Genomic DNA, 25,545 nt, shown 5'->3' with positions numbered 1-25,545 from the left:
TCATCTCGCGGCTTTTTTTTGCCTCACACGCTGGCCGGCGGTTTTGGCACAACTACCTTTGGCTCAGGCTGGCGAAACGCATACAGGTGCTGACGCACAATCCCGCCCGGCAGCTCCTTGCCAAACACGCCATAACGCACCGGCCATTCCTTTGGCGGCAGCTTGAACGTACCGAAGAGCATATCCACCAGCGGCGTGTGGATCGCGTAGTTTTTGTAGATGTAGTCCTTGTGCCGGGCGTGGTGCCAATGGTGATAGCGCGGCAGCACGATCAGGTAGTTCAGCCAGCCGCCGTTGATTCGCACGTTGGCGTGGGCCAGTACCGCTTGAACACCGACCAGGATTACATAGGCATTCAACGCTTGCGGCGCGAAGCCCAGCAGCATCAATGGCACCAGCACGCCAGTGCGGGTCAGCAGGATTTCAATGAAGTGCACGCGGGAGCCGGCGAGCCAGTCCATGTGCGTACTGGAGTGATGCACCGCGTGAATGCGCCACAGCCATGGCACTACATGGTAGAGCCGGTGCAGCCAGTACTGACCGAGATCGGCGACCAGTATCGCCAGCAGAAACTGCACCACCAGTGGCAAGCTCTGGACACTGGCCTGCAAGCCCGGCGACATCGCCCAGCCGGCGATGTAACTCGACGAGGCGGTGATGAAGATCAGGATGAACTGCACCAGCATGTGGCTGACGAAAAAGTAGGTCAGGTCGGTGCGCCAGTGCGGGCGCAGGATGTTTTGCTCGGGGTCCTTGGAGTAGAGCTTTTCCAGAGGAATGAACACGATGGCCGACACCAGCAGCGCCAGCACAAACCAGTCCAGGCCGAGCGAGTACGGCGTCTGCCCGATCGCGCTGACCTGGACATTGGTACCGCCCAGAAACACTGCCAGCCCCGACGCCACCAATCCGGTAATCCCCAGACGTTTGCGCGTGTTGAGCAGGATATTCAGGGTGCCGAGACTGAACGACAGCACCAGACCGAGCAACAGCGTGGTACGCGCAAATTGCTCGTCATAGACCTTGCGCAGTTCAGCCGTGGTCAGCCATTCCGGGAAGAGAAAGCAGAGTACCGCCAACAGGCTCAACAGCCCGAGGGTGGCTGATATATAGCCACTGACCCGCCCCTCACCAAACTTGAAGGGTGCGTTGCCGTGCCGCTGAAAATAGGCTTTGAGTCTTTCCATAACTGATCTTCCGTGATTGCGAATACTGCGACTGCTCATTGCGACGCAGGCAGAAACCAAAAAGCCACGGTGACCGTGGCTTTTTGTGAATCACTGCTTGGGCGTGGGAGCCGGTGCAGTGGCTGGCGGAGTAGCGGGAGCAGGCGCCGCACTCCCCGGCTCGGCCGGTTTCGGTGCGGCGTCGTCGAACAGATTCAACCGCTCGCGAAGCTCGTGCGCCGGCACCGGTTGCTGATCCGCCGGCAGCGCGTTCGGATCAACCGGTGTCGCCGGGGCGTTGCCGTTTTGACTCTGATCCGCCGGTTTAGCCGCGTCGGCACCTTGCGCACCTTCGATGGCCGCCTGGGCCTTCTTGGTCAGTACGACAATATCGATGCGGCGGTTGACCGGGTTGAACGGGTTTTCCTTGTCGAACAATGCCGACGAGGCGTAACCCACTACCCGCGCCACTTGCGCATCCGGATAGCTACCGGCAACCAAGGCACGCCGGGCAGCGTTGGCACGGTTGGCCGATAGCTCCCAGTTACCGTAATCACCGGTACCGATATAAGGCTTGGCATCGGTGTGGCCGCTGATACTGATCTTGTTCGGCACCGCTTTGATGGTGTCGGCCATGGCCAGCAGGATGTCTTCGAAGTACGGCTTCAGGCGTGCAGAACCGGAGTCGAACATCGGCCGGTTCTCGGCGTCCATGATCTGGATGCGCAAACCGTTCGGAGTGATCTCGAAGAGGATCTGATCCTTGAACTTCTGCAACTGCGGGTTCTCGTCGACCTTGTTCTGCAGTTCTTGCAGCAGCAGTTCCAGACGCTCCTTCTCGACCTGCTCGGCCATGCCTTCAACCTGTTCAGTATCGACCGTAACCTTGTCAGGCTGCGGCTGCGATTTCACTTCCGGGTTAAGGGTGTTTTCCGGCGCCAGGGTCGGCGTGCCGCCCAGGTCGATGATGTACGGCGTGCCGCTTTCGGAAAAGCCGACCGGGTCTTTGAAGTAACCGGCGATGGCGATCTTCTGCTCGGGCGTGGCGGTGGACAGCAGCCACAACACCAGGAAGAACGCCATCATCGCCGTGGCGAAGTCGGCGAAGGCGATTTTCCACGCCCCGCCGTGATGCCCGCCGGCTATGCGCTTGACGCGCTTGATGATAATCGGCTGATTATTTTCCATGACTTAGCGACCGCGAACCGCTTGTTCCAGCTCGGCGAAGCTTGGACGGTGCGCCGGGTACAAAACCTTGCGACCGAACTCGACCGCCAGCGAAGGCGGCATGCCGGAAGCCGAAGCCACCAGCGAGGCCTTGATGGCTTCGTAGACGTTCAGCTCTTCCTTGGCATCATGAGCCAGGGAATGCGCCAATGGGCCGAAGAAACCGTACGCCGCGAGAATACCGAAGAAGGTACCGACCAGTGCCGCACCAACGTGCAGACCGATGGACTTCTGATCGCCTTCACCCAGGGAGGCCATGGTCACCACGATACCGAGTACCGCCGCGACGATACCGAAACCGGGCATGGCATCGGCGATGCCGTTCACCGCATGAGATGGATGCTCAAGGTCTTCTTTCAGGCTGTACAGTTCCATGTCGAACAAGCCTTCCAGCTCGTGCGGCGCCATGTTGCCGGACGACATGATGCGCAGGTAATCGCAGATGAACGCGGTCATGCGTTCGTCTTTGAGCACTGCCGGGTACTTGGCGAAGATCGGGCTCGCGGCGGCATCTTCGATGTCGCCTTCGATGGCCATCATGCCTTCGCGGCGGCTCTTGTTGAGGATCTCGTAGATCAGCCCGAGCACTTCCAGATAGAACGTGTGGCTGAAGCGCGAACTGAACATGCTCAGGGATTTCTTGAGCACGTGCATCGTCATGTAACCGGGGTTGGCCTGGAGGAATGCACCCAGTGCCGCACCACCGATGATCATCACCTCGAAGGGCTGGATCAGGGCGGCAATCTTGCCGTGGGAGAGCACGTATCCGCCGAGCACGCTCGCGAATACGACGATGATGCCGATAATTTTAGCCATAGGTAGAAAGTACTTATTTAAGTCGGGTTCAAGGTCATATTCGGAAGTTAAAAAATCTCTTCTTCTACTTATCGGCAAAACTGCGCCAGACTATAGCCAGTTCAGGCGAAAAGCCAATTTAGCCCATGCCGGGCGCGTCTACAGTCAGTGAAGATCCCCTCCAGACATGGCTAATGAAACGAACGTCCCACACGCAAAACCGACCACCCTCGACGGCTGGGTAAAGTTGCTCGATGGCGTCCGGCTGCCCGTGCCGCAAGAGGCTCACGACAAAGTCTGTCGGGCGATCCGCGACAATCGCAGCTCGCTGCGCGACATCGCCGACCTGATGCAGGACAGCCCGGCACTGGCCTTGAGCATCATCCGTGAGGCGAATCGTCACACCCACGGCACCATGGCCGCACCGGCGGAAAATCTCGAGGTGGCGATCAACCGTCTCGGCCTGGCGCGGACTGAAGAATTGCTCGCGCGCCTGCCGGCTGAACCGCAGATGCAAATCCCCAAGGCCCTGCGCCAGTTACAGATGATCAGCCAGCACGCGACGCAACAGGCCAACGGTTTTTTCGCCAGTCGCCTGGCGCGGCTGTGGCAGGACATTCATTGGGGCAGCCTGTTGTTTTTGTCGCCGCTGTGGCCATTGGCGCTGACTTATCCGCAATTGCTCGAAGAATGGGAACTGCGGGTTATCCACAAGGGCGAATCGGCGCGCGTGGTCGAAAAGCAATTGTTCGGCGTACGCCTGCTGAAAATCGCCGAGGCGCTGGTGCAAGTCTGGCACCTGCCGATCTGGGTGCAGCAGGGTTATAAGCTGCTGCTGAGTGAACAGCGCGAACTGGTCAAAGTGCTGCGCATCGCCCGCGACAGCGAACATCCGTTGCGCCAGCAAAACCGCCTCGATGACGACCCGACCCTGCGCCGCTGGCTCAACCAGCCGGCCAACACCGTGCTGCTGGCCAACGGCCTGGCACTGTCTGCGCAACAGGCGTGGGACAGTCCGCACAGCGAACGCTGGCAGTACCTGACCAGCCTTTATCTGCAGATTTCCATGGATGAAGTGCAACAACAGTTGCACCAGCAAGCCGCCAACAGCGCGCGCCATCATGCGATGCCCGACCTGTGGCATCCGGCGGTTTCGTTGCTGTGGCCATGGGGCACCCATCGTTTGCCAGCCGGCATGCTGCCCGCAGCTGCGCCAACCTCGGAAGATCTGACGCAATGGCGCCAGCAATGCGCCGAGCTATTGGCCGAGCCAAGCCGCTTCACCAATGCCATGAGCCTGACCGTCGCCGCTCGCGATGCGCTGGTTGCCAGCGGCATGCGCCGGGTGATGATCCTGATGGCCGATCGCACACAGTCCAATCTGCGCGTGAATCAAACCGCCGGGCTACCGAAAGAAGCGGCGGCGCTGAATTTCGTCGTCAGCCAGAGCAAGGTCTTGCAACGGCTGCTCGCGCAACAGGCGCAGGTGCGGATCAATCCCGAGAACAACGCTCAGTTCTCCGCTCTGCTGCCAGCGAGCCTGCGCACCCTGTTTCGTGGCGAGCATCTGTTTCTGCGTTCCCTGGTCAATAACGGCCGGGTGATCATGATTGTCGTCGCCGATCAGGGCGGCGGGCCGTTCGCCGATATCACCGTGCAAGCCTTTGGCAAAACCGCACAGTGCATCGAAAAAGCCCTGCACAGCTTTAGCAGCCGCGGCCGATGAGGCTGCGCTACAATCCTCCCCTTTGTGCTCTGGAGACCTCACATGTCTGACTTCTCTGGCTTGCCGCTCGTCATCGAGGCGAGCGACCTGCTCCCGCGTCTCGATTCCCCTGAACTGATTCTGGTGGACCTGACCAGCCCTGCCCGTTATGCCGAAGGTCACTTTCCCGGCGCACGCTTTGTCGACCCGAAACGCACCCAGCTTGGCCAGCCACCGGCGCCGGGCTTGTTGCCGGCCAAAGGCGACCTGGAAGCGTTGTTCAGTGAACTGGGCCATCGCAAAGATGCGGTCTACGTGGTCTATGACGACGAAGGCGGCGGTTGGGCCGGGCGTTTCATCTGGCTGCTCGACGTGATCGGTCACGACAAATATCACTACGTTGACGGCGGTCTGCCGGCGTGGCTGGCGGCCGGCATGCCGATGTCGATCCAGGTTCCGCCTGCAGTGGGCGGCCCTGTGCCCTTGACCCTGCATGAAGAACCGACCGCGACCCGTGAATACCTGCAAAGCCGCCTCGGTGCTGCCGATCTGGCGATCTGGGATGCGCGCGGGCCGCTGGAGTATTCCGGTGAGAAAGTGCTGGCCGCCAAGGCCGGGCACATCCCCGGCGCGGTCAATTTCGAATGGACTGCCGGCATGGACAAGGCCCGTCAGTTGCGCATTCGCACAGACATGCCGCAGATCCTCGAAGACCTCGGGATCACCAAGGACAAAGAAATCATTACCCACTGCCAGACCCATCACCGGTCGGGCTTCACTTATCTGGTGGCCAAATCCCTCGGTTATCCGCGGGTCAAGGGCTACGCCGGTTCCTGGGGCGAATGGGGCAACCACCCTGACACGCCAGTCGAGATTTAAGGTTTTTAAGGACAACTAATGAAAGAGCGTCTGTTTATCCTCAGCCAGTACCTGCTGCCTCATCACCTGCTATCGCGTCTGGCCGGCTGCATTGCCGAATGCCGCGTGCGCTGGTTCAAGAATGCCTTCACCCAATGGTTCGCCAAGCGCTACCAGGTGGACATGTCGCAAGCGCTGGTCGAAGACCTCACTGCCTACGAGCACTTCAACGCCTTCTTCACCCGGGCCTTGAAAGACGGTGCGCGTCCACTGGACGAAACCCCGGGCGCGATCCTCAGCCCGGCCGACGGTGCGGTCAGCCAGCTTGGCCCGATCGAACACGGTCGCGTGTTCCAGGCCAAGGGCCACAGCTTCAGCGTGCTGGAACTGCTCGGCGGTGATGCGGCTAACGCTGCACCATTCATGGGCGGCGACTTCGCCACCATTTACCTGTCGCCGAAGGACTACCACCGCGTGCACATGCCGCTGGCCGGCACCCTGCGCGAAATGGTCTACATCCCGGGCCGGATCTTCTCGGTCAACCAGACCACCGCAGAAAACGTTCCGGAACTGTTCGCCCGCAACGAGCGCGTGGCGTGCATTTTCGACACCGAGCGCGGGCCGATGGCCGTGGTGCTGGTGGGTGCGATGATCGTCGCTTCGATCGAAACCGTATGGGCCGGTCTGGTCACGCCGCCGAAGCGCGAGCTGAAAACCTTCCGCTACGACGAAGCCGCCCGCGCGCCGATTCATCTGGAAAAAGGCGCCGAACTGGGTCGCTTCAAACTGGGTTCGACCGCGATCGTGCTGTTCGGGCCGGATCAGGTGACATGGGCGCAAGAGCTGGTGGCGGGTTCGCCAGTGCAGATGGGGCAAGGCCTGGCGCTGCCAAAAGCCTGAACATGATGTGAGCCACTGATCCGCCTTTTCACACGTCTGCGAAAAGGCGGATACGACTCGGTGGTGCCGTTACTCTATTTGCCCACGAAAGCCGATCGGGCCTTCGTTGGCATAGGTATTGGTGCCACTGAGGTTTTTCCCTCCGTCACTGGACGTGACGCTCAACGCGATAACGTTCTGATTGTCCCGGCCGCCAATCACCCACTTGCCGCCCGGATGCCACGGGGCATCATTGCCACCCCACTGATTCTCGACGTTGTACTGGTTCTGACCGGTGCGTTGCGCTTTGAAGCCAATGGGACCTTCCCCGGCATAGGTCATGGTGCCGGTGAACGTTTTACCGTCATCACGCGACTTGATCTCGATCGCGACGACATTCTGGTTGTCCCGCCCGCCGAGTACCCAGGTTCCACCCGGATGCCACGGCGCCGAACTGCCACCCCATTGATTTGCCACTGCATATTTAGACATGAACCTCATCTCCTTGAAGTTTCGGGAGACCTGCCCGAGGTTGACGGCAGGCCGTGCAACCGTGCGTTTCCGATCGCACGCCTGAGAGACTAGTAGGGCTTGGGGAATGGCATCCGGCCAGCAGACCAGCGGTCAAAAAGTCTGACGCTACCCAGCGAAACAGACCACAGCTGCTAGAGTTTTGGGCATTGCCCCTTCCGCCGCCGGAGCCCGTCAAGGCATGAGTGAGTCTCGTCCCCAACCCTCCCTGAGCGCCCCGACCCCGACGCAAACGCGTCTGTCGTTTTGCGAAGCAACGCCGCGCGACCTCAAGCGCTGGATCGCCGACCTGCCCAAGGCCAACATCGGTGAAACCGCCCGCCTGCTGTATCAAGGCCTGGGCGAACTCAATCAATTGCTCACCCCCAGTGACAATCGCCTCAACCTGCTGGAGCTGCTGCGACCCGAGGTGTATTTCGTCTGCCAGCATCTGGAACGGCACTTCCTGCATCAGGCGATCATGCTCGACGAGCGTTCACGCAAGATCAGCAATTTGTGTCAGGCGCTGCAAAGCCATCTGGCCGTCGGCTACAAACAGATCATGTTGCGGATTGCGCCGAAGTACAGCAAGGATCGCGCGATATTGGTCAGCACGGCCCTGCAACGGGCGACCCATACACTCAAGGGTCAACTGCTGCGTGCGACGCAGCTGTACAGCGCGGCACCGGAGCAGGTGTGGTTCGAACTGCATCAGCTGTATCGCATCGCCTGCGAACTGCAACTGCAACAGCGCCGGGTCCACGACGATCTCGCCAGCCTCACCACCGAACTCACGCTTGAACAGACTTACATCGCCGCCCTGCTCCTGGGCAGTGCCCGCTGCAATCAATTGCGGCAGAACCAGATCGCCCGATTGGCTGAAGTACTCGAACCGTGGAGCGCCCTACTCAAATTGCATCCCGGTCGCTCGAGCGAAGGACTGTTTGCGATCAGCCCGGCGATCGATACCGGCCCGCGCTACCGCAACATGTTTCGCAGCGAAGAACAGGCCGGATTGCTCGGCTTCGATCCGCAGCCACTGGTGAACGCCATCGAAGCGCATTTGCAGCACCCGCCCGCATCGACGCCGCTGCCCGTTCCGCCCGGGCTCAGCTTCGACACCCTGCAACACCTGCATGCCACCTGGGGACAAGCCGCCGAGCGCAGCTTTCAGCGCACCGTCGGCCAAGGCCATCTGACCGTGTGCGTGGGCATGAGCGCGCTGCACTTTTATCTGGGTGGCGAGCGCAGTTTCAGCGAGCTGCTCAAACACCCCGGAACGCGCTCGGCGAATTTCAGCAGTGCCGTCGCCAAAGGTGAAAAGGACAGTTGGAGCCAGGCTTTCGACGCCGCACCGCAAAGCAAAACTGATGAATTTTTGCCTTACGAGGAAATCCAGTACGACCATTTGCTCGAGGATGAAAGCGGCACGGACAGTACGCCCCATTACCCGACCCATGCCCTGCCGGTGATCAATCACAGCCCCGGTGGATATTGCCTGGCGTGGCCAAATGAAGTGCCCGCCGAGCTGCAGGCCGGGGAAATGCTCGGCATTCAGGACAGTGTCAGTCTGGGCTGGAGCATTGCGGTCATTCGCTGGATCCGCCAGGTACGCGGCGGCGGCACGCAAATGGGCATTGAGCTGGTGGCGCCACATGCCCAGCCTTGCGGCCTGCAACTGGTGCGTTCACGGGACGATCACAGTCAGTATCTGCGCGGATTATTGTTACCGGAGATCAGTGCGATAGATTTGCCAGCAACCTTGCTGGCGCCGCGCTTGCCGTTTCAGGAAGGCAGTAAAGTGCTGATCAATACCCAAGGCGAAGAACACCGCGCCGGGCTGGATCGACGGGTGGCGAGTACGCACAGTTTCAATCAGTTCGCCTATCGCTCGCTGGAGGCCGCGCGCAATGGCGGGAGCGAGGAGGATTTTGATTCGTTGTGGAAATCGCTTTAAGTGCCCGCCGATGGATCGGCGGCGCAACCTTCGCGAGCCTGCTCTCTCCCACATTGGAATACATTTCAACTGTGGGAGCGAGCAGGCTCGCGAAGAGGCCAAGTCAGGCGATAGAGACCTCAGAGCTGCCCGTCGCGATCACGGAAACCCAGCAGATACAACACGCCATCCAGCCCCAACGTCGAAATCGCCTGCTTCGCCGACTGCTTCACCAACGGCTTGGCACGGAACGCCACGCCCAACCCGGCAATCGCCAGCATCGGCAGGTCATTTGCGCCGTCACCGACCGCGATGGTCTGCTCCAGACGCAAACCTTCCTTGTGCGCCAGTTCTTTGAGCAGGTCAGCCTTGCGCTGCGCATCGACGATCGGCTCGATTGCCACGCCGGTGCACTTGCCGTCGACCACTTCCAGCTCGTTGGCAAACACATAGTCGATGCCGAGTTTGGCCTGCAATTGCTTGGCGAAATAGGTGAAGCCACCGGACAGGATCGCGGTCTTGTAGCCCAGACGCTTGAGTTCAGCGAACAGCGTTTCGGCGCCTTCGGTCAGACGCAGCGAAGCGCCGATCGAGTCCAGCACGCTGACATCCAGACCTTTGAGCAAGGCCAGACGTTCTTTGAAACTGGCGCGGAAATCCAGCTCGCCGGCCATTGCCCGCTCTGTGATTTCGGACACCTGCTCGCCCACGCCGGCAGCCTTGGCCAGCTCGTCAATGACCTCGGCCTCGATCAGCGTCGAGTCCATGTCGAACACCGCCAGACGACGGTTGCGCCGGAACAGCGAATCTTCCTGGAAGGCGATGTCGACGTTCAGCGCTTGGGCAACGCTGAGGAATTCGGCACGCAGCGCCTGTGGATCGGCGGCTTCGCCACGCACGGAGAACTCGATGCAGCCCTTGCCCTTGTCCGCTGGCGTGTCCAGTGGCATGCGACCCGACAGACGGTCGATGTGATCGATATTCAGGCCATATTTGGCGGTGATCGAGCTGACAGCCTGCAATTGGCCAGCGGTTACTTTGCGGGTCAGCAGGGTAACGATGTGACGCTTCTTGCCCTGATTACCCACCCATTGCTGGTAATCCTCTTCGGACACCGGCGTAAAGCGTACCTGCTGATCGAGCTCGTAGCCCTTGAACAGAATGTCCTTGAGCACGGACTTGCCTTGCTCGGAATCGGGGATTTCAACCAGGATGCCGAACGACAGGGTGTCGTGGATCACCGCCTGACCGATGTCGAGAATGTTCACACCACCTTGTGCCAGAACGCCGGTAATGGCCGCAGTCAGACCCGGACGGTCGACTCCCGTGATGTTAATCAGGACGATTTCGCGCAACGCGCACCCCCGCAACTGGAAAAAAACCGCATTCTACCCACTTTCAGTGACCATCGGGCACCGCGAGCGCTTTGCCGGTCTAGGGCCTGTCGCTATACTGCGCGTCAACTTCACGGACAAAAGAGCCGAGCTCAGTGAACCGGCCCACGCCAGTTAAAACCGATAACTTCTTCCTGCTGATCTTCCGTGCACTGCGCCACCGCCGTGTACCGATTGCATTGCGCATTGCCAGCCATAACGTGATCCTGGTCGCTCTGGCCCTGGTGATCTATGCCGGCGTGATGGGTTTGCAATTCAAGCAGGCCATGCACCAGCAGGCCGATGCGCTGGGCGAAAGCCTGACCACGCAGACCGCGACCTCGGCCACCGAGCTGTTGGTGTCCAACGACATCCTCAGCCTCAACGTGCTGCTCAATAATCTGACCAAGAACAAACTGGTGGCCCACGCGGCGATCTACAGCGTGGACAACCGCATCCTCGCCGAGTCCGGTCAGCGGCCCAAGCACAGCCTGCTGGGCGAAGCCGAGGGCATGTACGAGAGCAAGATCACCTTCCAGGACGTGACTGCCGGGCAACTGCGCATCAGCCTGGACATGGATCAGTTCCAGCAGCCGATGACCATCAGCCTGCAAAGCATGGGCATTCTCAGCGGGATCCTGTTGGCGCTGTCGCTGGCCCTGAGCCTGCGCATGGGCCGCTATCTGTCGACGCCGTTGCTGCAATTGCGTGTCTGGTTGCGACGCATCGACGAACACACGCCGGGCATTGATCGTCAGGATGAAATCGGCGATCTGGCGCGTCAGCTGCACGCCAACTACGCGCCAGAGCCTGCACCGGAACCGGAGCCTGAGTTCGAGGACGAAGAGGACGAGCCGGAATTCGAGGTGCGCAACTTGCGTGATCCGAGTTTCGACGAAACCCGTCCGATGGCCGCGCAGAAGCCTGCACCGCGACATCTGGTCAGCACCGTCGAAGACGATGATGACGATGACGCGTTCGCTGATCTGCGCGATGAATCGCTGGACGTTGCGCCACAACCGGTCGCCCGCAAGGCGACCCCGAGCGTGCCACAACACAGCGCTGTGCTGGCGGTACAACTGGGCTCACAGGAACAACTGCGCCGCTTGCCGCGGGCACGCCTGGAAGAATTGCAGGAGCGTTATCGTGACTGCCTCGATCAGGCTGCTTCGCTGTATCAGGGTGAAATCGAAACCCTCAACGACGGCAGCACGCTGATGCTCTTCCACACCGAAGACAGCGGTGACGATTACCTGACCAACGCAATCTGCTGCGGCGAGTTGCTGCGGGCCTTGGGTCATCAGTTGCAGATTGAAGTCGCAGACAGCGGCATCACCCTGCAACTGCAGCTGGGCCTGACCCTGGGCGATGAGTTGTTCGGCTTGAGTCAGATTGATCTGCTGCTGACCGATTCGGCGCAGGATGCGCTGGCCTTGTCGCAGCACAGCCGCAACCTGTTGCTGGTCGAACGCAAGATCAGTGACGATGCACTGATTCGTCAGCGTGCGCGGATCCGGCCGATCGCCAGCCCTGAAGGCGCTTGCTGCGTGGAGCGGTTGATGGAGCCATATCCGTCGATGCTCGAACGGCAACTGGCGCGGATGCATGAGCGTCGGGCGTAAGCCTTAGGCCTGAAACACGGAAGCCCGCAGACGAGTGATTGTCTGCGGGCTTTTTTGTTGCCGGTGTTATCGAGATTGCAAGCACCCTGAAAAGCCCCTCACCCTAGCCCTCTCCCACAGGGAGAGGGGACCGATCCGGGATTATTGCCGGAATACACCGACCTGCACGTCCTGCTTTGAATCCATAACCGCCAGGATCGTTCAGGTCGATGCATGGCGCCAGACATCTCGGTCGGCCCCCTCTCCCTCAGGGAGAGGGCTGGGGTGAGGGGCTTTTGATCTTTCGCGCAGAACCCCAGACACAACAAAGCCCGCACAAGGCGGGCTCTGTTCTGACTCGATCCAGCTTAGAAGCGGAACACTTCCATGTCTGTCCGAATCGGCGATGCCATCGGAATCTTCGGTTGTTTCTCTGATTCCGCCGCCGGCGCTGCCGGTTTTGGTGCCGCTTTACGCGGTGCCTCGGCCACCGGTGGCTGATTGGCCAACGGCTTGAGCGCTACCGACAATTGCTCGGCCAGACGCTGCAGCAAAATGCCCTGGGCCTGAACCTGCGAAGCGGTACTGCCGGCATGCAGCTCTTGCAGATGAACGATGCGGTTATCGCGCACCTGACCACGACGGTCGATCAGACGCCATTGAGCATCGAGAATCGCCGGTTGTTTCTGGCCAGAGTCCAGACGCGTGATGGTCAGCAACACCTGCACATCCGGAGTGAACCCCGTAGTGGCCGGTGCCAGCACTACACGCTGGCTGTCCAGATGGCCAGCAACCTGACGCATCAGCAACTGATCGATATCCGACGAAAGGCTGCCAGCCCAACGACCGTCTGTCGCTGCTTGCAGGCTGCCATCGGGTTGACGTTGCAGCAATGTCTCACGTTGCAGGTAATCGGCTACGACTACCGGACCCAAAAGAACCGCCATGCCCGCGCTTTGCGCAGGCTGAACCGGACTTCCACTGTCCAGTTGATACAGCGACACCGGCTGGTGAACGCTGCAACCCGCCAGGCCCAAAACGCCGGCGAGCAGGAAAATAAGGGGGCGCAGAGCAGTCATCATCCCGTCCAGGTGGCCGCCACAAGGCTGACCACAGTGAAAATACTCAATAAATATGAAGAACGCTCGGCCACGCCGGCGCTTGGAAAGGCCATATCATCCGTGAATATGCGTTCCGACTCCAGCGCCAAAGCGTCGATCTACGCGTTAAATCGTAGATCCAACGCTCTAGGGCGCCTAATTGAGGTTTTCGACGAGCAGCGCATCCACTCTCTGGAAGCCCCTCGGCAGCTTATTGCCACGACGCCCACGCTCACCTTTGTAGTGTTCGAGGTCATCGGCCTTCAGCGACAGGGTCCGTTTTCCGGCCTGCAGCACCAAGGTGGCGCCTTCCGGAAGGACGGCGATGTCCGTGACATATTCTTCGCGACTGGCCACACGTTCACCGGAAATACCGATGATCTTGTTGCCTTTGCCCTTACCTAATTGTGGCAGATCGCTGATTTTGAAGATCAGCAGGCGACCTTCGGTCGTGACCGACGCCAGCCAGTTGTGCTCACGATCGGCCACCGGACGTGGCGCGATGACTTTGGCGTTGTTCGGCAGGCTCAACAGGGCTTTACCGGCCTTGTTCTTGGCTTGCAGGTCTTCGCCCTTGACCACAAAACCGTAACCGGCGTCGGAAGCGATCACGTACAACGCGTCGTCTTCCGGCATCAGCACGCATTCGAAGCTCGCGCCGGGCGGTGGCGTCAGACGACCGGTCAACGGCTCGCCCTGGCCCCGAGCCGATGGCAGGGTGTGCGCGGCGACCGAGTAGCTGCGGCCAGTCGAGTCGATAAACACCGCAAACTGGTTGGAGCGCCCCGCTGCCGAGGTCTTGAAGCCATCACCGGCCTTGTACGACAGGCCCGTGGCGTCGATGTCATGACCTTTGGCCGAACGGATCCAGCCTTTTTCAGACAGCACCACGGTGACTTTTTCGTTCGGCAGCAGATCGTGTTCGGTCAGCGCCTTGGCTTCAGCGCGCTCGACGATTGGCGACCGACGGTCATCGCCGTAGGTTTCGGCGTCTTTCAACAGTTCGGTGCGCACCAGCTTCTTCAGCTTGGCTTCACTGCCCAGCAGGGCTTGCAGCTTGGCTTGCTCCTTGAGCAGTTCGTCCTGCTCGTCGCGCAGCTTCATCTCTTCCAGTCGCGCCAACTGACGCAGACGGGTGTCGAGGATGTAGTCGGCCTGAATCTCACTGAGGGCGAAACGCTCGATCAGCTTGGCCTTCGGATGCTCCTCGGTACGGATGATGTGGATCACTTCATCCAGGTTGAGGTAGGCGATCAGCAAACCGTCCAACAGGTGCAGACGACGCTCGACCTTGTCGAGGCGGAATTGCAGGCGACGACGTACGGTCAGCACGCGGAATTCCAGCCACTCGACCAGCAGCGCTCGCAGGTTTTTCAGCTGCGGCTTGCCGTCCAGACCGATGATGTTGACGTTGACCCGGTAGGTCGACTCCAGCTCGGTGCTGGCGAACAAGTGCTGCATCAGCGCTTCATGATCGACGCGGCTGTTGACCGGAATGATCACGATGCGGCACGGATTTTCGTGGTCGGATTCGTCGCGCAGGTCAGCGATCTGCGGGGCTTTCGACGGCTTGGCCTGCATCAGCGCGGCGATCTGCTCCAGCACCTTGGCGCCGGACACCTGATGCGGCAGCGCGGTGACGATGATGTCGCCGTCCTCGACGTGGTACACGGCGCGCATGCGCACCGAGCCCTTGCCGGTTTCGTACATCTTCAGCAAGTCGGCGCGCGGCGTGATGATTTCCGCTTCGGTCGGATAGTCCGGACCCTGAATGTGTTCGCAGAGCTGCTCGACCGTGGCTTTCGGCTCATCGAGCAGACGCACGCAAGCGGTGGCGACTTCGCGCAGGTTATGTGGCGGCACGTCGGTGGCCATGCCCACGGCAATACCGGTGGTGCCGTTGAGCAGGATGTTCGGCAGGCGTGCCGGCAGCACCAGCGGCTCTTGTAAGGTGCCGTCGAAGTTCGGGCCCCAGTCGGCAGTGCCCTGGCCCAGTTCGCTGAGCAGCACTTCGGAATAACGCGACAGACGTGCTTCGGTGTAACGCATGGCCGCGAAGGACTTCGGATCGTCCGGCGCACCCCAGTTACCCTGACCGTCGACCAGCGTGTAGCGATAGCTGAATGGCTGGGCCATCAGCACCATCGCTTCGTAGCACGCCGAGTCACCGTGCGGGTGGAATTTACCGAGCACGTCACCGACGGTACGTGCCGATTTCTTGTGCTTGGAGTCGGCGTCCAGCCCCAGCTCGCTCATGGCGTAGACGATACGCCGCTGTACCGGTTTCAGGCCGTCGCCGATATGCGGCAGAGCACGGTCCATGATCACGTACATGGAGTAGTTGAGGTAGGCACTTTCGGTGAAGTCGGCCAACGAGCGGCGTTCTACACCGTCCAGGCTGAGATCAAGGGGGTTGCTCATGCAGGCCTCATCGGTTCGTTGTCTGGCGCAGCAGCATGGTGCCACCGCGCTGAGTAAATTCAAGTTTGTTCAGGGCGCTCATGCCGAGCAGCACCTGATCGCCATGCAGCCCCGGCGCCACCAGTGCGCGGACGTCGCGCAGCACGATGTCACCGAGTTGCAGGCGGTCGATTTTGGTTCGATAGCCCTGGCTCAGGCCATTGGCCGTGCTCAGGGTCACACCGAAACCTTCTTCCAGCTTCAAACGCTTGGCCAGATCCGCCGGGATCGCCACATCGGTTGCGCCGGTGTCGAGCATGAACTCGACCGGTTCGCCGTTGATCTGACCGCTGGCGACAAAATGCCCTTGGGCATTGCCGGCCAGCTTCACCTCGATAAACCCTTCGCCCTGCTCCGAACTGACCACGACGTTCGGATTCTGCTGGCGTTGCTCCCACTGGCCAAAAAACCGCGTCGCCAGAAACAGCGCCGCACACCAGGCCAGAATCATCAGCACCCGACCGGCGCGCTTGCCCGGGGGTTGTTGTCGTTGTTCACCCATACTCATTGAATCCAGCCGCCCTCAGGCGCTGCAAAGCGCCACACAATTGGGCGAGACTCGCCATCGGCGCGGGTTGCAAAATTGTTGTCGACGCCAATCCACGCGCCTTGCGCGTCGACCAGCAACGCCTCGGTCAGTCCGTGTTCGGACGCATATTGACGATTCGGAACCAGTGCATCCGCAGCGAATGACCAGCAGCGTTCCTGTTTACCCGTCAACATTTCATGCCGACAGATTTTGAAAGCGTTGCGATCCAGGAGAAACAGTTTGTTATTGAATAGAGCAATATCCGAAAAATCCTTCTCTACCGGTTTGGAGCCTGGAAATTGCGGCGGTTGCGGCGCCAGTCCTCCCTCGGTCATGAGCACACAAATGGAAAAACAGTACCATTTGTTATCAAGGGGAGGAGTCAGTAGCCGCCTGATTTTGACCAACCCTCTTTTTTGCCGCTCTGCAGCCAGCCAGATTTCACTGCCAAGAATGCCGGAAACCGCCAAGCCTTCAAACAACGCATTGGCGTGCGTAGCCAGCCCAGCCTCTCGCGCCATAGTCAGCACCTGCGACGAGATGCGCAACCAGGCCAGTTCTCCACTGGGTGAGATCTTGAGAATGGCTGAATACGTTTCACTGAGAATGTAGCGATTCTGGCTAGCGTCGCAGGTGATCCCTTCAAAGTCCAACGCACCGTTACCCGCAAGCGATCTGAAAAAGCTCTCGGTTTTCATGGCCAACGTCCGGCCGGGATCTTCAGGCACCGGTGGAACATTAATCAAAACAGCCTCGGCCTTCCACACCTTGTCTTGCTTATCGAGCCGGTAGATCCGGTCGTCGTCACGATCCGACACCGTCCACAACTGCTCGCCACACTTGGCCAGCCCGGACAGATTGCCTCCGCGCATCCCCTCCACCGGATGCTCAGAAAGCAACCGCAGTTCCGGGTCGGCGGCCAGTCCCAGCGAACTCCAGACAAGCAAAAAACCCGCAATAAAGAGGTTGAGTTTCATCATTGAATCTCCCGCAGTCGGCGTTTCAAGTTTCCCCGAGCCTTGCACGACATGTCGGAATTCAACGATCACACTACTTTCTCGACAGCATTGCTTCAGAGCTTCATTGTCTGCACTTCATGGCTCGCTGTTCAATCAGCGGCCAGCGCAGCAAACCTGTAAATCATCCAGCGCGCCTTGCTTCCGGCACACCCTCCAAAACCTGCGCGAGTGAGCCGCCTCAAGCGTTCTCACTCACAACGGCCAGGGCCGTCCCGATTGGAGTATTGCAGCAGTTTCCTGATCTGCTCACAGATCGGCAAATACCCGTCAGCAATACTCGGACGCAGTACGCTAAGGCTTGGCGCTCCAGCCACCGTCAGGCGCGGCGAAGCGCCAGACGATCGGCCGAACCTCACCGTCGGCCCGCGGGCCGAAATTATTGTCGACGCCGACCCACGCACCATCAGCGTCAACGATCAGCGCCTCTTCCAGCCCGAAGTTCTGCGAATAACGGCGGTTGGCCTGCAACAGTTCAGCGGCGTACGACCAGCAACGCTCGACCTTGGCGGTCTGCGCATCGCGCCGACAAATCTGAAAGGCGTTGCGCTCAAGGGTAAACAATTTGCCGTTAAACAATGAAAGGTCGGAAAAGTCCCGGTCGACCGCTCTGGCCTTCGGGAACTGCGGCGGCTGCATTTCCTTGCCGCCCTCGCTGAGCAGCACGCAACGACCGTCGCAATCCCACACCGTCTGCTGGCGCTTGATCAGCAGCAAGCCACGGCTTTGCCGTTCGGCAGCCAGCCACATCTGATCGCCCGCCGGATTGATCGCCAAGCCCTCGAAGATCGCATTGAAATGCAGGAGCATGCCGCTGGCCCGTGCTTCGCGAACCATCATCGGCGAGATCTTCAGCCAGTTGACCGGGCCGCTGACGGGCACCTGCAAGACTGCCGCATGGCCCTCGCTGACAATGTAGCGATTGCCGGCACTGTCGCAACTGATGCCTTCGAAATCCAGGTCGCCACCGCGCACGAACGATGCGGCCCAATTGCGCGAGCGCAACCCCCACGGCAGACCGGTCTCCGGCACCAGGGGCACGTCGATGTGCAAGGCTTCGGCCTGCCAGACCTGATCGGCGGTATTGAGCCGATAGATCTGATCGTCATCGCGGTCCGACACCGTCCACAACTCGCTGCCGCACATGGCCAGCCCCGACAGGTTGCCGCCGCGCATGCCGTCGACCGGGTGCTCGGAGAGCACGCGCAATTCCTGCAACGGCTCGGCCGACACGCCCATCGCACTCAGCAGCAACACACCCGCCAAGGCCCAGCCAAACCGCATCAGGCCAGCACCTCGGCGAGGTTGCCTTTGGATTCGAGCCAGGTCTTGCGGTCACCGGCGCGTTTCTTCGCCAGCAGCATGTCCATCATTTCCGAGGTTTCGGCGAAGTCTTCACCCAGCGTCAGTTGCACCAGACGCCGAGTGTTCGGGTCCATTGTGGTCTCACGCAACTGCGGCGGGTTCATTTCACCCAGACCTTTGAATCGGGTGACCTGGGGTTTGCCGCGCTTCTTCTCGGCGACCAGACGGTCGAGAATGCCGTCGCGCTCGGCTTCGTCGAGGGCGTAGTAGATTTCTTTGCCCAGGTCGATGCGGTACAGCGGCGGCATCGCCACGTAGACGTGACCGGCATCCACCAGCGGGCGGAAATGCTGGACGAACAATGCGCAGAGCAGCGTTGCGATGTGCAGACCGTCCGAGTCGGCGTCGGCAAGGATGCAGATCTTGCCGTAACGCAGCTGGCTCATATCCGCCGCACCCGGATCGACACCGATGGCCACGGCGATGTTGTGCACTTCCTGGCTGGCGAGTACTTCGCTGCCATCGACTTCCCAGGTGTTGAGGATCTTGCCGCGCAACGGCAGGATCGCCTGGAACTCTTTGTCCCGCGCTTGCTTGGCGGAACCACCAGCGGAATCACCTTCGACCAGGAACAGCTCGGAACGCATCGGGTCCTGCCCGGCGCAGTCCGCCAGTTTGCCCGGCAACGCTGGCCCCTGAGTCACACGTTTACGCTCGACTTTCTTGCTTGCCTTAAGACGACGACCGGCGTTGTTGATCGCCAGTTCCGCCAGGGCCAGACCGGTTTCCGGGTTGGCGTTGAGCCACAGGCTGAACGCATCCTTGACCACACCGGAGACGAACGCCGCCGCTTCACGGGACGACAGACGCTCTTTGGTCTGGCCGGAGAATTGCGGCTCCTGCATCTTCATCGACAGGACGAACGCGATGCGCTCCCAGACGTCTTCCGGCGCCAGCTTGACGCCGCGTGGCAGCAGGCTGCGGAATTCGCAGAACTCGCGCATCGCATCAAGCAGGCCCTGACGCAGACCGTTGACGTGAGTACCGCCCTGCGCCGTCGGGATCAGGTTGACGTAGCTTTCCTGCACCGCGTCGCCACCTTCCGGCAGCCACAGCAGGGCCCAGTCGACGGCTTCTTTATTACCGGCGAAAGCGCCGCAGAACGGCTCGTCCGGCAGGCGTTCGAACTCGCTGACCGCATCGACCAGATAGGAACGCAGACCGTCTTCGTAATGCCACTCGACTTTCTCGCCGGTGCCTTTGTCTTCGAAGCTGACCAGCAGCCCCGGGCACAGCACAGCCTTGGCCTTGAGCACGTGCTTGAGGCGGCTGATGGAGAATTTCGGTGAATCGAAGTATTTCGGGTCCGGCGCGAAGTACACGCTGGTGCCGGTGTTGCGCTTGCCGACGGTGCCGACGATTTCCAGTTCCGAGGCTTTGAAACCGTCGTTGAAGGTCATCTGGTATTCGTTGCCGTCACGTTTTACGCGCACACGGACTTCGGTCGACAAGGCGTTGACCACGGAAATACCCACGCCGTGCAGACCGCCGGAGAACTGGTAGTTCTTGTTGGAAAACTTGCCGCCCGCGTGGAGCTTGGTGAGGATCAGCTCGACACCCGACACGCCCTCTTCCGGATGAATGTCGACCGGCATGCCACGGCCGTCGTCACTGACTTCCAGCGAATGGTCGGCGTGCAGGATGACCTGCACCGATCTGGCGTGACCCGCCAGGGCTTCGTCGACACTGTTGTCGATGACTTCCTGGGCGAGGTGGTTCGGCCGACTGGTGTCGGTGTACATGCCGGGGCGTTTGCGCACCGGGTCGAGGCCCGAGAGGACTTCGATGGCGTCGGCGTTATAAGAGCTAGCGCTGGGAGTGGCCATAGGGTCTCGTCGTCAATGTTCGGTGAAAAAAGAATTCATGGGGCCACAGCTCACAATGCGGAGAAATCGATGGCCTGATACAAATCGGCGCCAATGCCGGCAAAACTCAGCAACGCCGGCAATTGCCCGGCGAAACCCTGAAAACTGTGGTCGCCGCCGGCCTGAATACGCAAGGCGCAGGCGCGGTAATACTGCTGGGCGAGGCGATAGTCCAGTGTTTCATCGCCGGTCTGCAACCACACCTGATAGCGCTGCGCATCCTGAGGCGCCGGCACTTCCAGTTCGGCCAGAGCCGTGACGTGGTCGTGGGTCAATTCCCAGGTTTCATCGGTATACAGGTTTTTCTGCGGGCCCAGATAGCCGTCGAACATCCCGTGCGGGCTGACCGCCGGGTTGACCAGCAGGGCTTTCAGGCCATGGCGCTCGGCCAGGTGAGTCGCATAGTAGCCGCCGAGTGAGCTTCCCACCAGCAGCGGGCTGCCCAGTTCGGCAATCGCTTGTTCCAACTGACCGATGGCTTCGCGCGGGTGATGATGCAGGGCCGGGACACGCAATTTGTCGCTCAAACCCAGCTGCTCCATCACGGAGACCAGCTGACAGGCCTTTTTCGAGGCCGGAGCGCTGTTGAAACCGTGGATATAGAGGATCGAACCGGACATTTGAGCTCCCTGGGTGTCGGTTTGGGTTTGCGGAGTTTACAGGGAGAGAAGCGCGGATTGGGGGTGGTTTCGAGAAATTGGTCATTCAGCAGGGGCGCCCCTCACCCTAGCTCTCTCCAAGGGAGAGGGGACTGAATGGGGGATATTCAAGTGCTACACCGACTTGAGCGAGCTTCAGCGAATCCATAATCAACACATTCTTTCAGGTCGATGGATGACGCAATACACCTCGGTCGGCTCCCTCTCCCTCCGGGAGAGGGCTGGGCGGGCGGCGTTCCGATGAGGGCTATGATTTGTCGCTCAATAGCCGTTGGAACCGTAATCAACCGTGAAGGCAAAATCGCTGACGCGTTCAACCCCGGTCTCCAACCGCCCATCCGGCAACAACCGCAACCAGCGATAGCCCGGCGCCTGCTCACCCACTTTAAAGTCCGCACTCCCCGGCTCAAACTGAATGCACGTCGAAGGCGAAGCCAGCAAACGTACGCCGTTGCGATCGCAGTCGATCTCCTGATGCACATGCCCCCACAACACCGCCCGGGCCTGCGGAAAACGATCCAGCACTTCGAAAAATGCCTCGGGATTGCGCAAACCGATCGGCTCCATCCACGCACAACCAATCGACACCGGATGATGGTGAAAGCACACCAGATGATGGCGCTCCGGCGCTTCGCTCAGCGAACGGACCAGCAGTTGCAATTGATCGTCCTGCAGAAACCCCGGCACCGAACCCGGCACCGCCGAATCCAGCAAAGTCACCCGCCAGTTACCGATATCGACCACCGATTCCAGCAAGGCACTCTGCACAGCGGCCTGGGCCATGATCATCGGCTCATCATGATTACCGGGAATCCAGCGCGCCGGGGCAGTGATTTGGGCGCTCATCTGGCGAAACTGCTGATACGACTCCAGCGTGCCGTCTTGCGAGATATCACCTGTGGCCAGAATCAGATCGATCTGCGGCTGTTGTTCCAGCACCAATTCGATGACCTTTTGCAGGCTTTCACGGGTGTTCATGCCCAGCAGCGTGCCGTCCGTTTCAGCAAACAGATGGCTGTCGGACAACTGCACCAGCAGCGCCATATCGGCGGAGGTCAACGTGGATACGCTCGGCAAGGCGCTCTCCCAAGGCAAAAGCACGGAATCGATCAAGTGCCGCAATTATGCTGGGGGATCAGGGAAAGAGGAAACCGCCGAACCGGACGCAGTTCACAACTAGCGTACGACTTCATACTCATGCCCCAACGCCAGACAGTGACTCAACCATTCCCCCAGGAACAGATTGAGCTGAGCCTTTTCATCCGGCTGATGCATCGCCGCGTTCGGGTAAGGATAGATGCCGCGAAAGCGTCGTGCGTGTTCGGCGCTGATCACTTCGGCCATGCGCGCATCGTGGTAGACCTGCACTTCGAGTTGCGGCACCGGCAGCCATGGCAGGCTGTGTTCCTGACGCACCTGCAAAGTGGTGGTGTACGGGCAGGTTTGTAGCACTTCGAGGGCCAGCACGCCGAGCATCTGCTCGCCCTGAGTGACGGCGATGCGCCGCGCCTCGGGTTCGTTGCGCATGTCCGGGACCAGTCGCATCAGGCGCGCGTAGTTGGCCTCGCAGGCGGCTTGCAGCCCCACGAGGTCGACTCGATAACGATCGCGCAGCTTGTTTACGACCATAACCCCCTCACTTCGGCGCGGTTCAGCGCCAGCCATTGCAAGGCGATGATGCTCGCCGCGTTGGCAATGCGACCGTCACGGACGGCCTGCAAGGCATCTTCGAAAGCCCAGACCGTGACGCGGATATCTTCTGCCTCTTCTTCCAGGCCATGCAGGCCGCCAACGCCTTCGGTGCTGCAACGCCCCAGATACAAATGCACAAACTCGTTGCTGCCGCCCGGCGACGGGAAATATTTGGTCATCGGCCACAGGGCCTTGATGTCCAGCCCAGCTTCCTCCTGCGCCTCGCGGTGAGCAACTTCTTCCGGTTGTTCATCCTTGTCGATCAGACCAGCGACCAGTTCGACCAGCCACGGATTGTCGGTCTTGCCCATGGCGCCGACGCGGAACTGCTCGATCAACACCACTTCGTCGCGCTGTGGATCGTAGGGCAACATGCACACCGCATCGTGACGCACAAACACTTCACGGTTGATCTCGCGGCTCATGCCACCGGCGAACAATTCATGGCGCAGGTGCAAACGATCGAGTTTGTAAAAACCCTCGTAGCAGCGCTCGCGTCGCACGACGTCGACGGTGGTCGGAATGGCGTTGGCAAAATCAGTCATGAGCATCCTCTTTACTGCAGATCCATTACGAGGTTGCTGTTGGTGACTGGCAACCTCGACTTCGCGCCATCCTAACGCGCCCGAACGGTTTGATGCAGCCCCTTTACCGTCAGCGGGATGGACGGTGGAGGCGAAACCCACTCTAATTAGCTTAGTGGCGAACTGACTGCTTCTGCGAGAGTCGAAGCGGATATCTTTTTGCCTTCCCCTGCTTTCGAAAGGACGCCCATGTCGCTTTTCAAAATTGCCTCCGTGGCCGCCATCGCCCTGACCCTCGGCGCGTGCGCAAGCCTGTTCCAGCCCAACTACCGCACACCGCTGGAAACCACCCGCGATGCGTCGGAACAACTTAAGCCTGGATGTTCCAACCCTGATTGCCCGCTGGTGAACATCGATACCCTGCGCTTCCCGGCCGAACCTGCGCTGGACGGCATTATCGAAAAACGCCTGCTGCAAATGACCCGCACCGAGAAAAACGCCCCGGTGGCGCCAACCCTGGCGGCCTACCGCGAGCAGTTTCTGGCCAGTGCCGGTCCGCGCAACAGCAGCTACCTGCAAGCGAAAGTACGCGAGCAGCATGACGGCTTGGTGATCATCGAGGTGTCGAGCTACCTCGACACCGGCGGTGCGCATGGCACACCGGGTCGCGGTTTCATCAACTATTCGCGCCAGCAGCATAAAGTACTGAACCTGTCCGACATGTTGATGCCGGGTCAGGAAGAGGCATTCTGGAAAGCGGCGCAAGTCGCGCACAACAGCTGGTTGATCAGCACCAAGCTCGACCAGGAAGCGGACTTTGTGAAGAGCTGGCCGTTCGTGAAAACCCCGAACGTGGCGCTGACCTATGGCGGTGTGATCCTCAAGTACGACGTGAGCACCATTGCGCCTTACGCACTGGGCCACGTCGAACTGAAGATTCCTTACCCGCGTCTGAACGGCATTCTCAAGCCCGAGCTGTTTCCCGGCCGTAACTGAAGGCCCGGCCCAGCACGAGCTGCAACAGCCCTGCCAGCACCAGCGCCGGCAGGGTTGCGCCGACATCCGGATACAGATTCGCCAGCAAGTGGTAGGTGCTCACGCCGCCCAGCCACGCCAACAACGCCGGCCAGAGCAATGCGGCTGACGCGACCTGAACACTGCGCTTGCGCAGGATGAAGTGATCCACCAGCACCACGCCGAACAGCGGCGCAAACACCGAACCGATCAGCAGCAGGAAATTCTGGTACTGCGCCAAAGGCGCCAGCAGGGCGATCAGCGTGCAGATCACGCCGATCGCCAAGGCCAGATGTTCGACTTTCAGGCGCAACAGAATCCCGCTCGATACCGCTGCCGAATGAATGTCGGCGAAGGCGTTTTCCGACTCATCGAGCAGAATCAGCAGCAGCGGAATGCCCAGACCGGCGCCAGCCAGAGCCAGCAACAGCGCGTTGACTTCACCGCTTGGCGCAAAGGCCAGGGTGTAGGCGACGCCAAGGCTCATCAGCCAGAAGTTACCGATAAAGAAACCGACGGCAGTACCACCGAACACATTCTTCGCGCGCTTGCCGAAACGCGAGTAATCGGCGATCAGCGGCAGCCACGACAGCGGCATCGCGATAGCAATGTCGAAGCCCACGGCGAACGGCATCGAACCGTCACCGGCACGCGACCAGAGATCGGCCAGATCGGCTTTGGCGAACAGGTTCCAGGTCAGCCAGAGGCACGCCGCCAGCAACAGCCAGATGCCCCACTTGCGCAGGATCTGCCGGACGAAAGTCAGCGGGCCGCTGACCGCGAGCAACGTCGCCAACGCACCGAAAAACAGTGTCCACAACAGCGGGCTCGACCACAACGAACCTTCGCTGAACGCCCGGGTGCCGAGCAGGCTGGCGGCGTCGCGCATGACGATGATTTCGAACGAGCCCCAACCGATCAGTTGCAGCAAATTCAGCAGCGCCGGCAGGCTCGCGCCCTTGCTGCCGAGGCTGAGTTTCAGCGCGGCCATCGACGACAGGCCGGTGTCGCTGCCGATCACGCCGACGGCGGCCAGCAGCAAAACGCCAACCAGTGTACCGAGGAAAATCGCCAGCAGTGAACCGGACAAGCCCAGGCCAGGCGCGAGCAATGCGCCGGTTTGCAAAACCATCAGGCCGATGCCGAGGGAGAACCACAGGGAAAACAGATCGCGACCGCCGAACACACGCTTGTCGGCGGGTACGGCGAGGTCGGGGGAATAGGTGCTGGGTTGAATGCTCAAGGGTGTTATCTCAGAGGGACATTTGTTG

22 protein-coding genes are annotated in these 25,545 nt (G+C 60.3%); 6 read left to right on the top strand and 16 right to left on the bottom strand.

From position 1 onward, the window contains the following. Positions 1-23: 23 nt before the first annotated feature. The 3 genes from AB4O01_RS22980 to motA form a co-directional block, all read right to left on the bottom strand. Positions 24-1,187, bottom strand: coding sequence for a sterol desaturase family protein (locus AB4O01_RS22980; RefSeq protein WP_460089653.1), 1,164 nt, complete (start codon positions 1,185-1,187; stop codon positions 24-26). A 90-nt stretch (positions 1,188-1,277) separates the two neighbouring features. Next, the gene (gene motB / locus AB4O01_RS22975; protein ID WP_095047287.1) at positions 1,278-2,354 is read right to left on the bottom strand and encodes a flagellar motor protein MotB; all 1,077 of its coding nucleotides are present in this window, start codon (positions 2,352-2,354) and stop codon (positions 1,278-1,280) included. A 3-nt stretch (positions 2,355-2,357) separates the two neighbouring features. Then, positions 2,358-3,209: a flagellar motor stator protein MotA gene (gene motA / locus AB4O01_RS22970; RefSeq protein WP_007952169.1), complete on the bottom strand. Its 852-nt coding sequence runs from the start codon at positions 3,207-3,209 to the stop codon at positions 2,358-2,360. A 166-nt stretch (positions 3,210-3,375) separates the two neighbouring features. On the opposite strand from motA, the gene AB4O01_RS22965 reads away from it, so the two are divergent. Genes AB4O01_RS22965 through asd form a run of 3 tightly spaced genes read left to right on the top strand, consistent with a single transcriptional unit; the run spans position 3,376 to position 6,651 of the window. Further along, positions 3,376-4,914, top strand: coding sequence for an HDOD domain-containing protein (locus AB4O01_RS22965; RefSeq protein ID WP_460089651.1), 1,539 nt, complete (start codon positions 3,376-3,378; stop codon positions 4,912-4,914). A 42-nt stretch (positions 4,915-4,956) separates the two neighbouring features. Further along, positions 4,957-5,772 (top strand): thiosulfate sulfurtransferase, encoded by an 816-nt coding sequence (gene rhdA, locus AB4O01_RS22960; RefSeq protein WP_460089650.1) that lies wholly within the window; start codon positions 4,957-4,959, stop codon positions 5,770-5,772. 18 nt (positions 5,773-5,790) lie between these two features. Continuing rightward, on the top strand, positions 5,791-6,651 hold the full coding sequence (asd, locus tag AB4O01_RS22955) for an archaetidylserine decarboxylase (protein WP_093430163.1): 861 nt from the start codon (positions 5,791-5,793) through the stop codon (positions 6,649-6,651). 69 nt (positions 6,652-6,720) lie between these two features. On the opposite strand, the gene AB4O01_RS22950 is transcribed toward asd, so the two are convergent. Then, positions 6,721-7,122, bottom strand: a complete 402-nt coding sequence (locus AB4O01_RS22950; RefSeq protein WP_093430162.1) for a lectin OAA family protein — start codon at positions 7,120-7,122, stop codon at positions 6,721-6,723. A 220-nt stretch (positions 7,123-7,342) separates the two neighbouring features. On the opposite strand from AB4O01_RS22950, the gene AB4O01_RS22945 reads away from it, so the two are divergent. Continuing rightward, on the top strand, positions 7,343-9,097 hold the full coding sequence (locus tag AB4O01_RS22945; RefSeq protein ID WP_460089647.1) for a molecular chaperone: 1,755 nt from the start codon (positions 7,343-7,345) through the stop codon (positions 9,095-9,097). Positions 9,098-9,216: 119 nt separating this feature from the next. Here the strand turns inward: AB4O01_RS22945 and serB are convergent, their stop codons facing one another. After that, positions 9,217-10,431 (bottom strand): phosphoserine phosphatase SerB, encoded by a 1,215-nt coding sequence (serB, locus tag AB4O01_RS22940; RefSeq protein ID WP_093430160.1) that lies wholly within the window; start codon positions 10,429-10,431, stop codon positions 9,217-9,219. 134 nt (positions 10,432-10,565) lie between these two features. Here serB and AB4O01_RS22935 point away from each other — a divergent pair, with 134 nt between their 5' ends. Further along, positions 10,566-12,071 (top strand): AhpA/YtjB family protein, encoded by a 1,506-nt coding sequence (locus AB4O01_RS22935; RefSeq protein WP_186621169.1) that lies wholly within the window; start codon positions 10,566-10,568, stop codon positions 12,069-12,071. Positions 12,072-12,418: 347 nt separating this feature from the next. On the opposite strand, the gene AB4O01_RS22930 is transcribed toward AB4O01_RS22935, so the two are convergent. The 10 genes from AB4O01_RS22930 to AB4O01_RS22885 form a co-directional block, all read right to left on the bottom strand. Then, positions 12,419-13,129, bottom strand: a complete 711-nt coding sequence (locus tag AB4O01_RS22930; protein ID WP_093430158.1) for a PqiC family protein — start codon at positions 13,127-13,129, stop codon at positions 12,419-12,421. A gap of 177 nt (positions 13,130-13,306) precedes the next feature. Then, positions 13,307-15,571 (bottom strand): DNA topoisomerase IV subunit A, encoded by a 2,265-nt coding sequence (gene parC / locus AB4O01_RS22925; protein ID WP_093430157.1) that lies wholly within the window; start codon positions 15,569-15,571, stop codon positions 13,307-13,309. 7 nt (positions 15,572-15,578) lie between these two features. Beyond that, the gene (locus AB4O01_RS22920; RefSeq protein ID WP_460089646.1) at positions 15,579-16,112 is read right to left on the bottom strand and encodes a retropepsin-like aspartic protease family protein; all 534 of its coding nucleotides are present in this window, start codon (positions 16,110-16,112) and stop codon (positions 15,579-15,581) included. A gap of 2 nt (positions 16,113-16,114) precedes the next feature. Further along, positions 16,115-17,116 carry an esterase-like activity of phytase family protein gene (locus tag AB4O01_RS22915; protein WP_460092309.1) on the bottom strand — a complete coding sequence of 334 codons (1,002 nt, stop codon included), beginning with the start codon at positions 17,114-17,116 and terminating at the stop codon, positions 16,115-16,117. A gap of 333 nt (positions 17,117-17,449) precedes the next feature. Next, the gene (locus tag AB4O01_RS22910; RefSeq protein WP_460089644.1) at positions 17,450-18,439 is read right to left on the bottom strand and encodes an esterase-like activity of phytase family protein; all 990 of its coding nucleotides are present in this window, start codon (positions 18,437-18,439) and stop codon (positions 17,450-17,452) included. Then, positions 18,439-20,346, bottom strand: coding sequence for a DNA topoisomerase IV subunit B (gene parE, locus AB4O01_RS22905; protein WP_034151667.1), 1,908 nt, complete (start codon positions 20,344-20,346; stop codon positions 18,439-18,441). The genes AB4O01_RS22910 and parE overlap by 1 nt, the downstream gene beginning before the upstream one ends. A 50-nt stretch (positions 20,347-20,396) precedes the next feature. Continuing rightward, entirely contained in the window at positions 20,397-21,005 is a 609-nt protein-coding gene (locus tag AB4O01_RS22900) for a YqiA/YcfP family alpha/beta fold hydrolase (RefSeq protein WP_460089640.1), read from the bottom strand. A gap of 300 nt (positions 21,006-21,305) precedes the next feature. Then, complete coding sequence (cpdA, locus tag AB4O01_RS22895; protein WP_460089638.1) at positions 21,306-22,121, bottom strand: 3',5'-cyclic-AMP phosphodiesterase; 816 nt, start codon at positions 22,119-22,121, stop codon at positions 21,306-21,308. Positions 22,122-22,220: 99 nt separating this feature from the next. Further along, positions 22,221-22,673: a DUF1249 domain-containing protein gene (locus AB4O01_RS22890; protein WP_042557354.1), complete on the bottom strand. Its 453-nt coding sequence runs from the start codon at positions 22,671-22,673 to the stop codon at positions 22,221-22,223. After that, positions 22,664-23,281 carry an NUDIX domain-containing protein gene (locus AB4O01_RS22885; RefSeq protein WP_093430152.1) on the bottom strand — a complete coding sequence of 206 codons (618 nt, stop codon included), beginning with the start codon at positions 23,279-23,281 and terminating at the stop codon, positions 22,664-22,666. Before AB4O01_RS22885 ends, AB4O01_RS22890 begins: the two co-directional genes overlap by 10 nt. Positions 23,282-23,509: 228 nt before the next feature. Between AB4O01_RS22885 and AB4O01_RS22880 the strand changes: the two genes are divergently transcribed. After that, on the top strand, positions 23,510-24,256 hold the full coding sequence (locus tag AB4O01_RS22880) for an RsiV family protein (protein WP_016985683.1): 747 nt from the start codon (positions 23,510-23,512) through the stop codon (positions 24,254-24,256). Here the strand turns inward: AB4O01_RS22880 and cytX are convergent. After that, positions 24,225-25,517 carry a putative hydroxymethylpyrimidine transporter CytX gene (cytX, locus tag AB4O01_RS22875; protein ID WP_460089635.1) on the bottom strand — a complete coding sequence of 431 codons (1,293 nt, stop codon included), beginning with the start codon at positions 25,515-25,517 and terminating at the stop codon, positions 24,225-24,227. The genes AB4O01_RS22880 and cytX overlap by 32 nt on opposite strands. Positions 25,518-25,545 lie beyond the last annotated feature (28 nt).

The sequence above is a fragment of the Pseudomonas sp. S2_E02 genome, assembly GCF_054668355.1.
Note: the sequence above shows the minus strand (reverse complement) of the source record. Positions and strands in the feature narration are given on the sequence as shown.

Coding starts and splice junctions, on each gene's coding strand:
- motB (WP_095047287.1), bottom strand. CDS start 2,354: ATGGAAAATAATCAGCCGATTATCATCAAGCGCGTCAAGCGCATAGCC.
- AB4O01_RS22885 (WP_093430152.1), bottom strand. CDS start 23,281: ATGACTGATTTTGCCAACGCCATTCCGACCACCGTCGACGTCGTGCGA.
- AB4O01_RS22910 (WP_460089644.1), bottom strand. CDS start 18,439: ATGCGGTTTGGCTGGGCCTTGGCGGGTGTGTTGCTGCTGAGTGCGATG.
- AB4O01_RS22915 (WP_460092309.1), bottom strand. CDS start 17,116: ATGAAACTCAACCTCTTTATTGCGGGTTTTTTGCTTGTCTGGAGTTCG.
- AB4O01_RS22945 (WP_460089647.1), top strand. CDS start 7,343: ATGAGTGAGTCTCGTCCCCAACCCTCCCTGAGCGCCCCGACCCCGACG.
- asd (WP_093430163.1), top strand. CDS start 5,791: ATGAAAGAGCGTCTGTTTATCCTCAGCCAGTACCTGCTGCCTCATCAC.
- AB4O01_RS22900 (WP_460089640.1), bottom strand. CDS start 21,005: ATGTCCGGTTCGATCCTCTATATCCACGGTTTCAACAGCGCTCCGGCC.
- AB4O01_RS22965 (WP_460089651.1), top strand. CDS start 3,376: ATGGCTAATGAAACGAACGTCCCACACGCAAAACCGACCACCCTCGAC.
- AB4O01_RS22980 (WP_460089653.1), bottom strand. CDS start 1,187: ATGGAAAGACTCAAAGCCTATTTTCAGCGGCACGGCAACGCACCCTTC.
- rhdA (WP_460089650.1), top strand. CDS start 4,957: ATGTCTGACTTCTCTGGCTTGCCGCTCGTCATCGAGGCGAGCGACCTG.
- motA (WP_007952169.1), bottom strand. CDS start 3,209: ATGGCTAAAATTATCGGCATCATCGTCGTATTCGCGAGCGTGCTCGGC.
- AB4O01_RS22930 (WP_093430158.1), bottom strand. CDS start 13,129: ATGACTGCTCTGCGCCCCCTTATTTTCCTGCTCGCCGGCGTTTTGGGC.
- AB4O01_RS22880 (WP_016985683.1), top strand. CDS start 23,510: ATGTCGCTTTTCAAAATTGCCTCCGTGGCCGCCATCGCCCTGACCCTC.
- AB4O01_RS22920 (WP_460089646.1), bottom strand. CDS start 16,112: ATGGGTGAACAACGACAACAACCCCCGGGCAAGCGCGCCGGTCGGGTG.
- AB4O01_RS22950 (WP_093430162.1), bottom strand. CDS start 7,122: ATGTCTAAATATGCAGTGGCAAATCAATGGGGTGGCAGTTCGGCGCCG.
- parC (WP_093430157.1), bottom strand. CDS start 15,571: ATGAGCAACCCCCTTGATCTCAGCCTGGACGGTGTAGAACGCCGCTCG.
- AB4O01_RS22890 (WP_042557354.1), bottom strand. CDS start 22,673: ATGGTCGTAAACAAGCTGCGCGATCGTTATCGAGTCGACCTCGTGGGG.
- parE (WP_034151667.1), bottom strand. CDS start 20,346: ATGGCCACTCCCAGCGCTAGCTCTTATAACGCCGACGCCATCGAAGTC.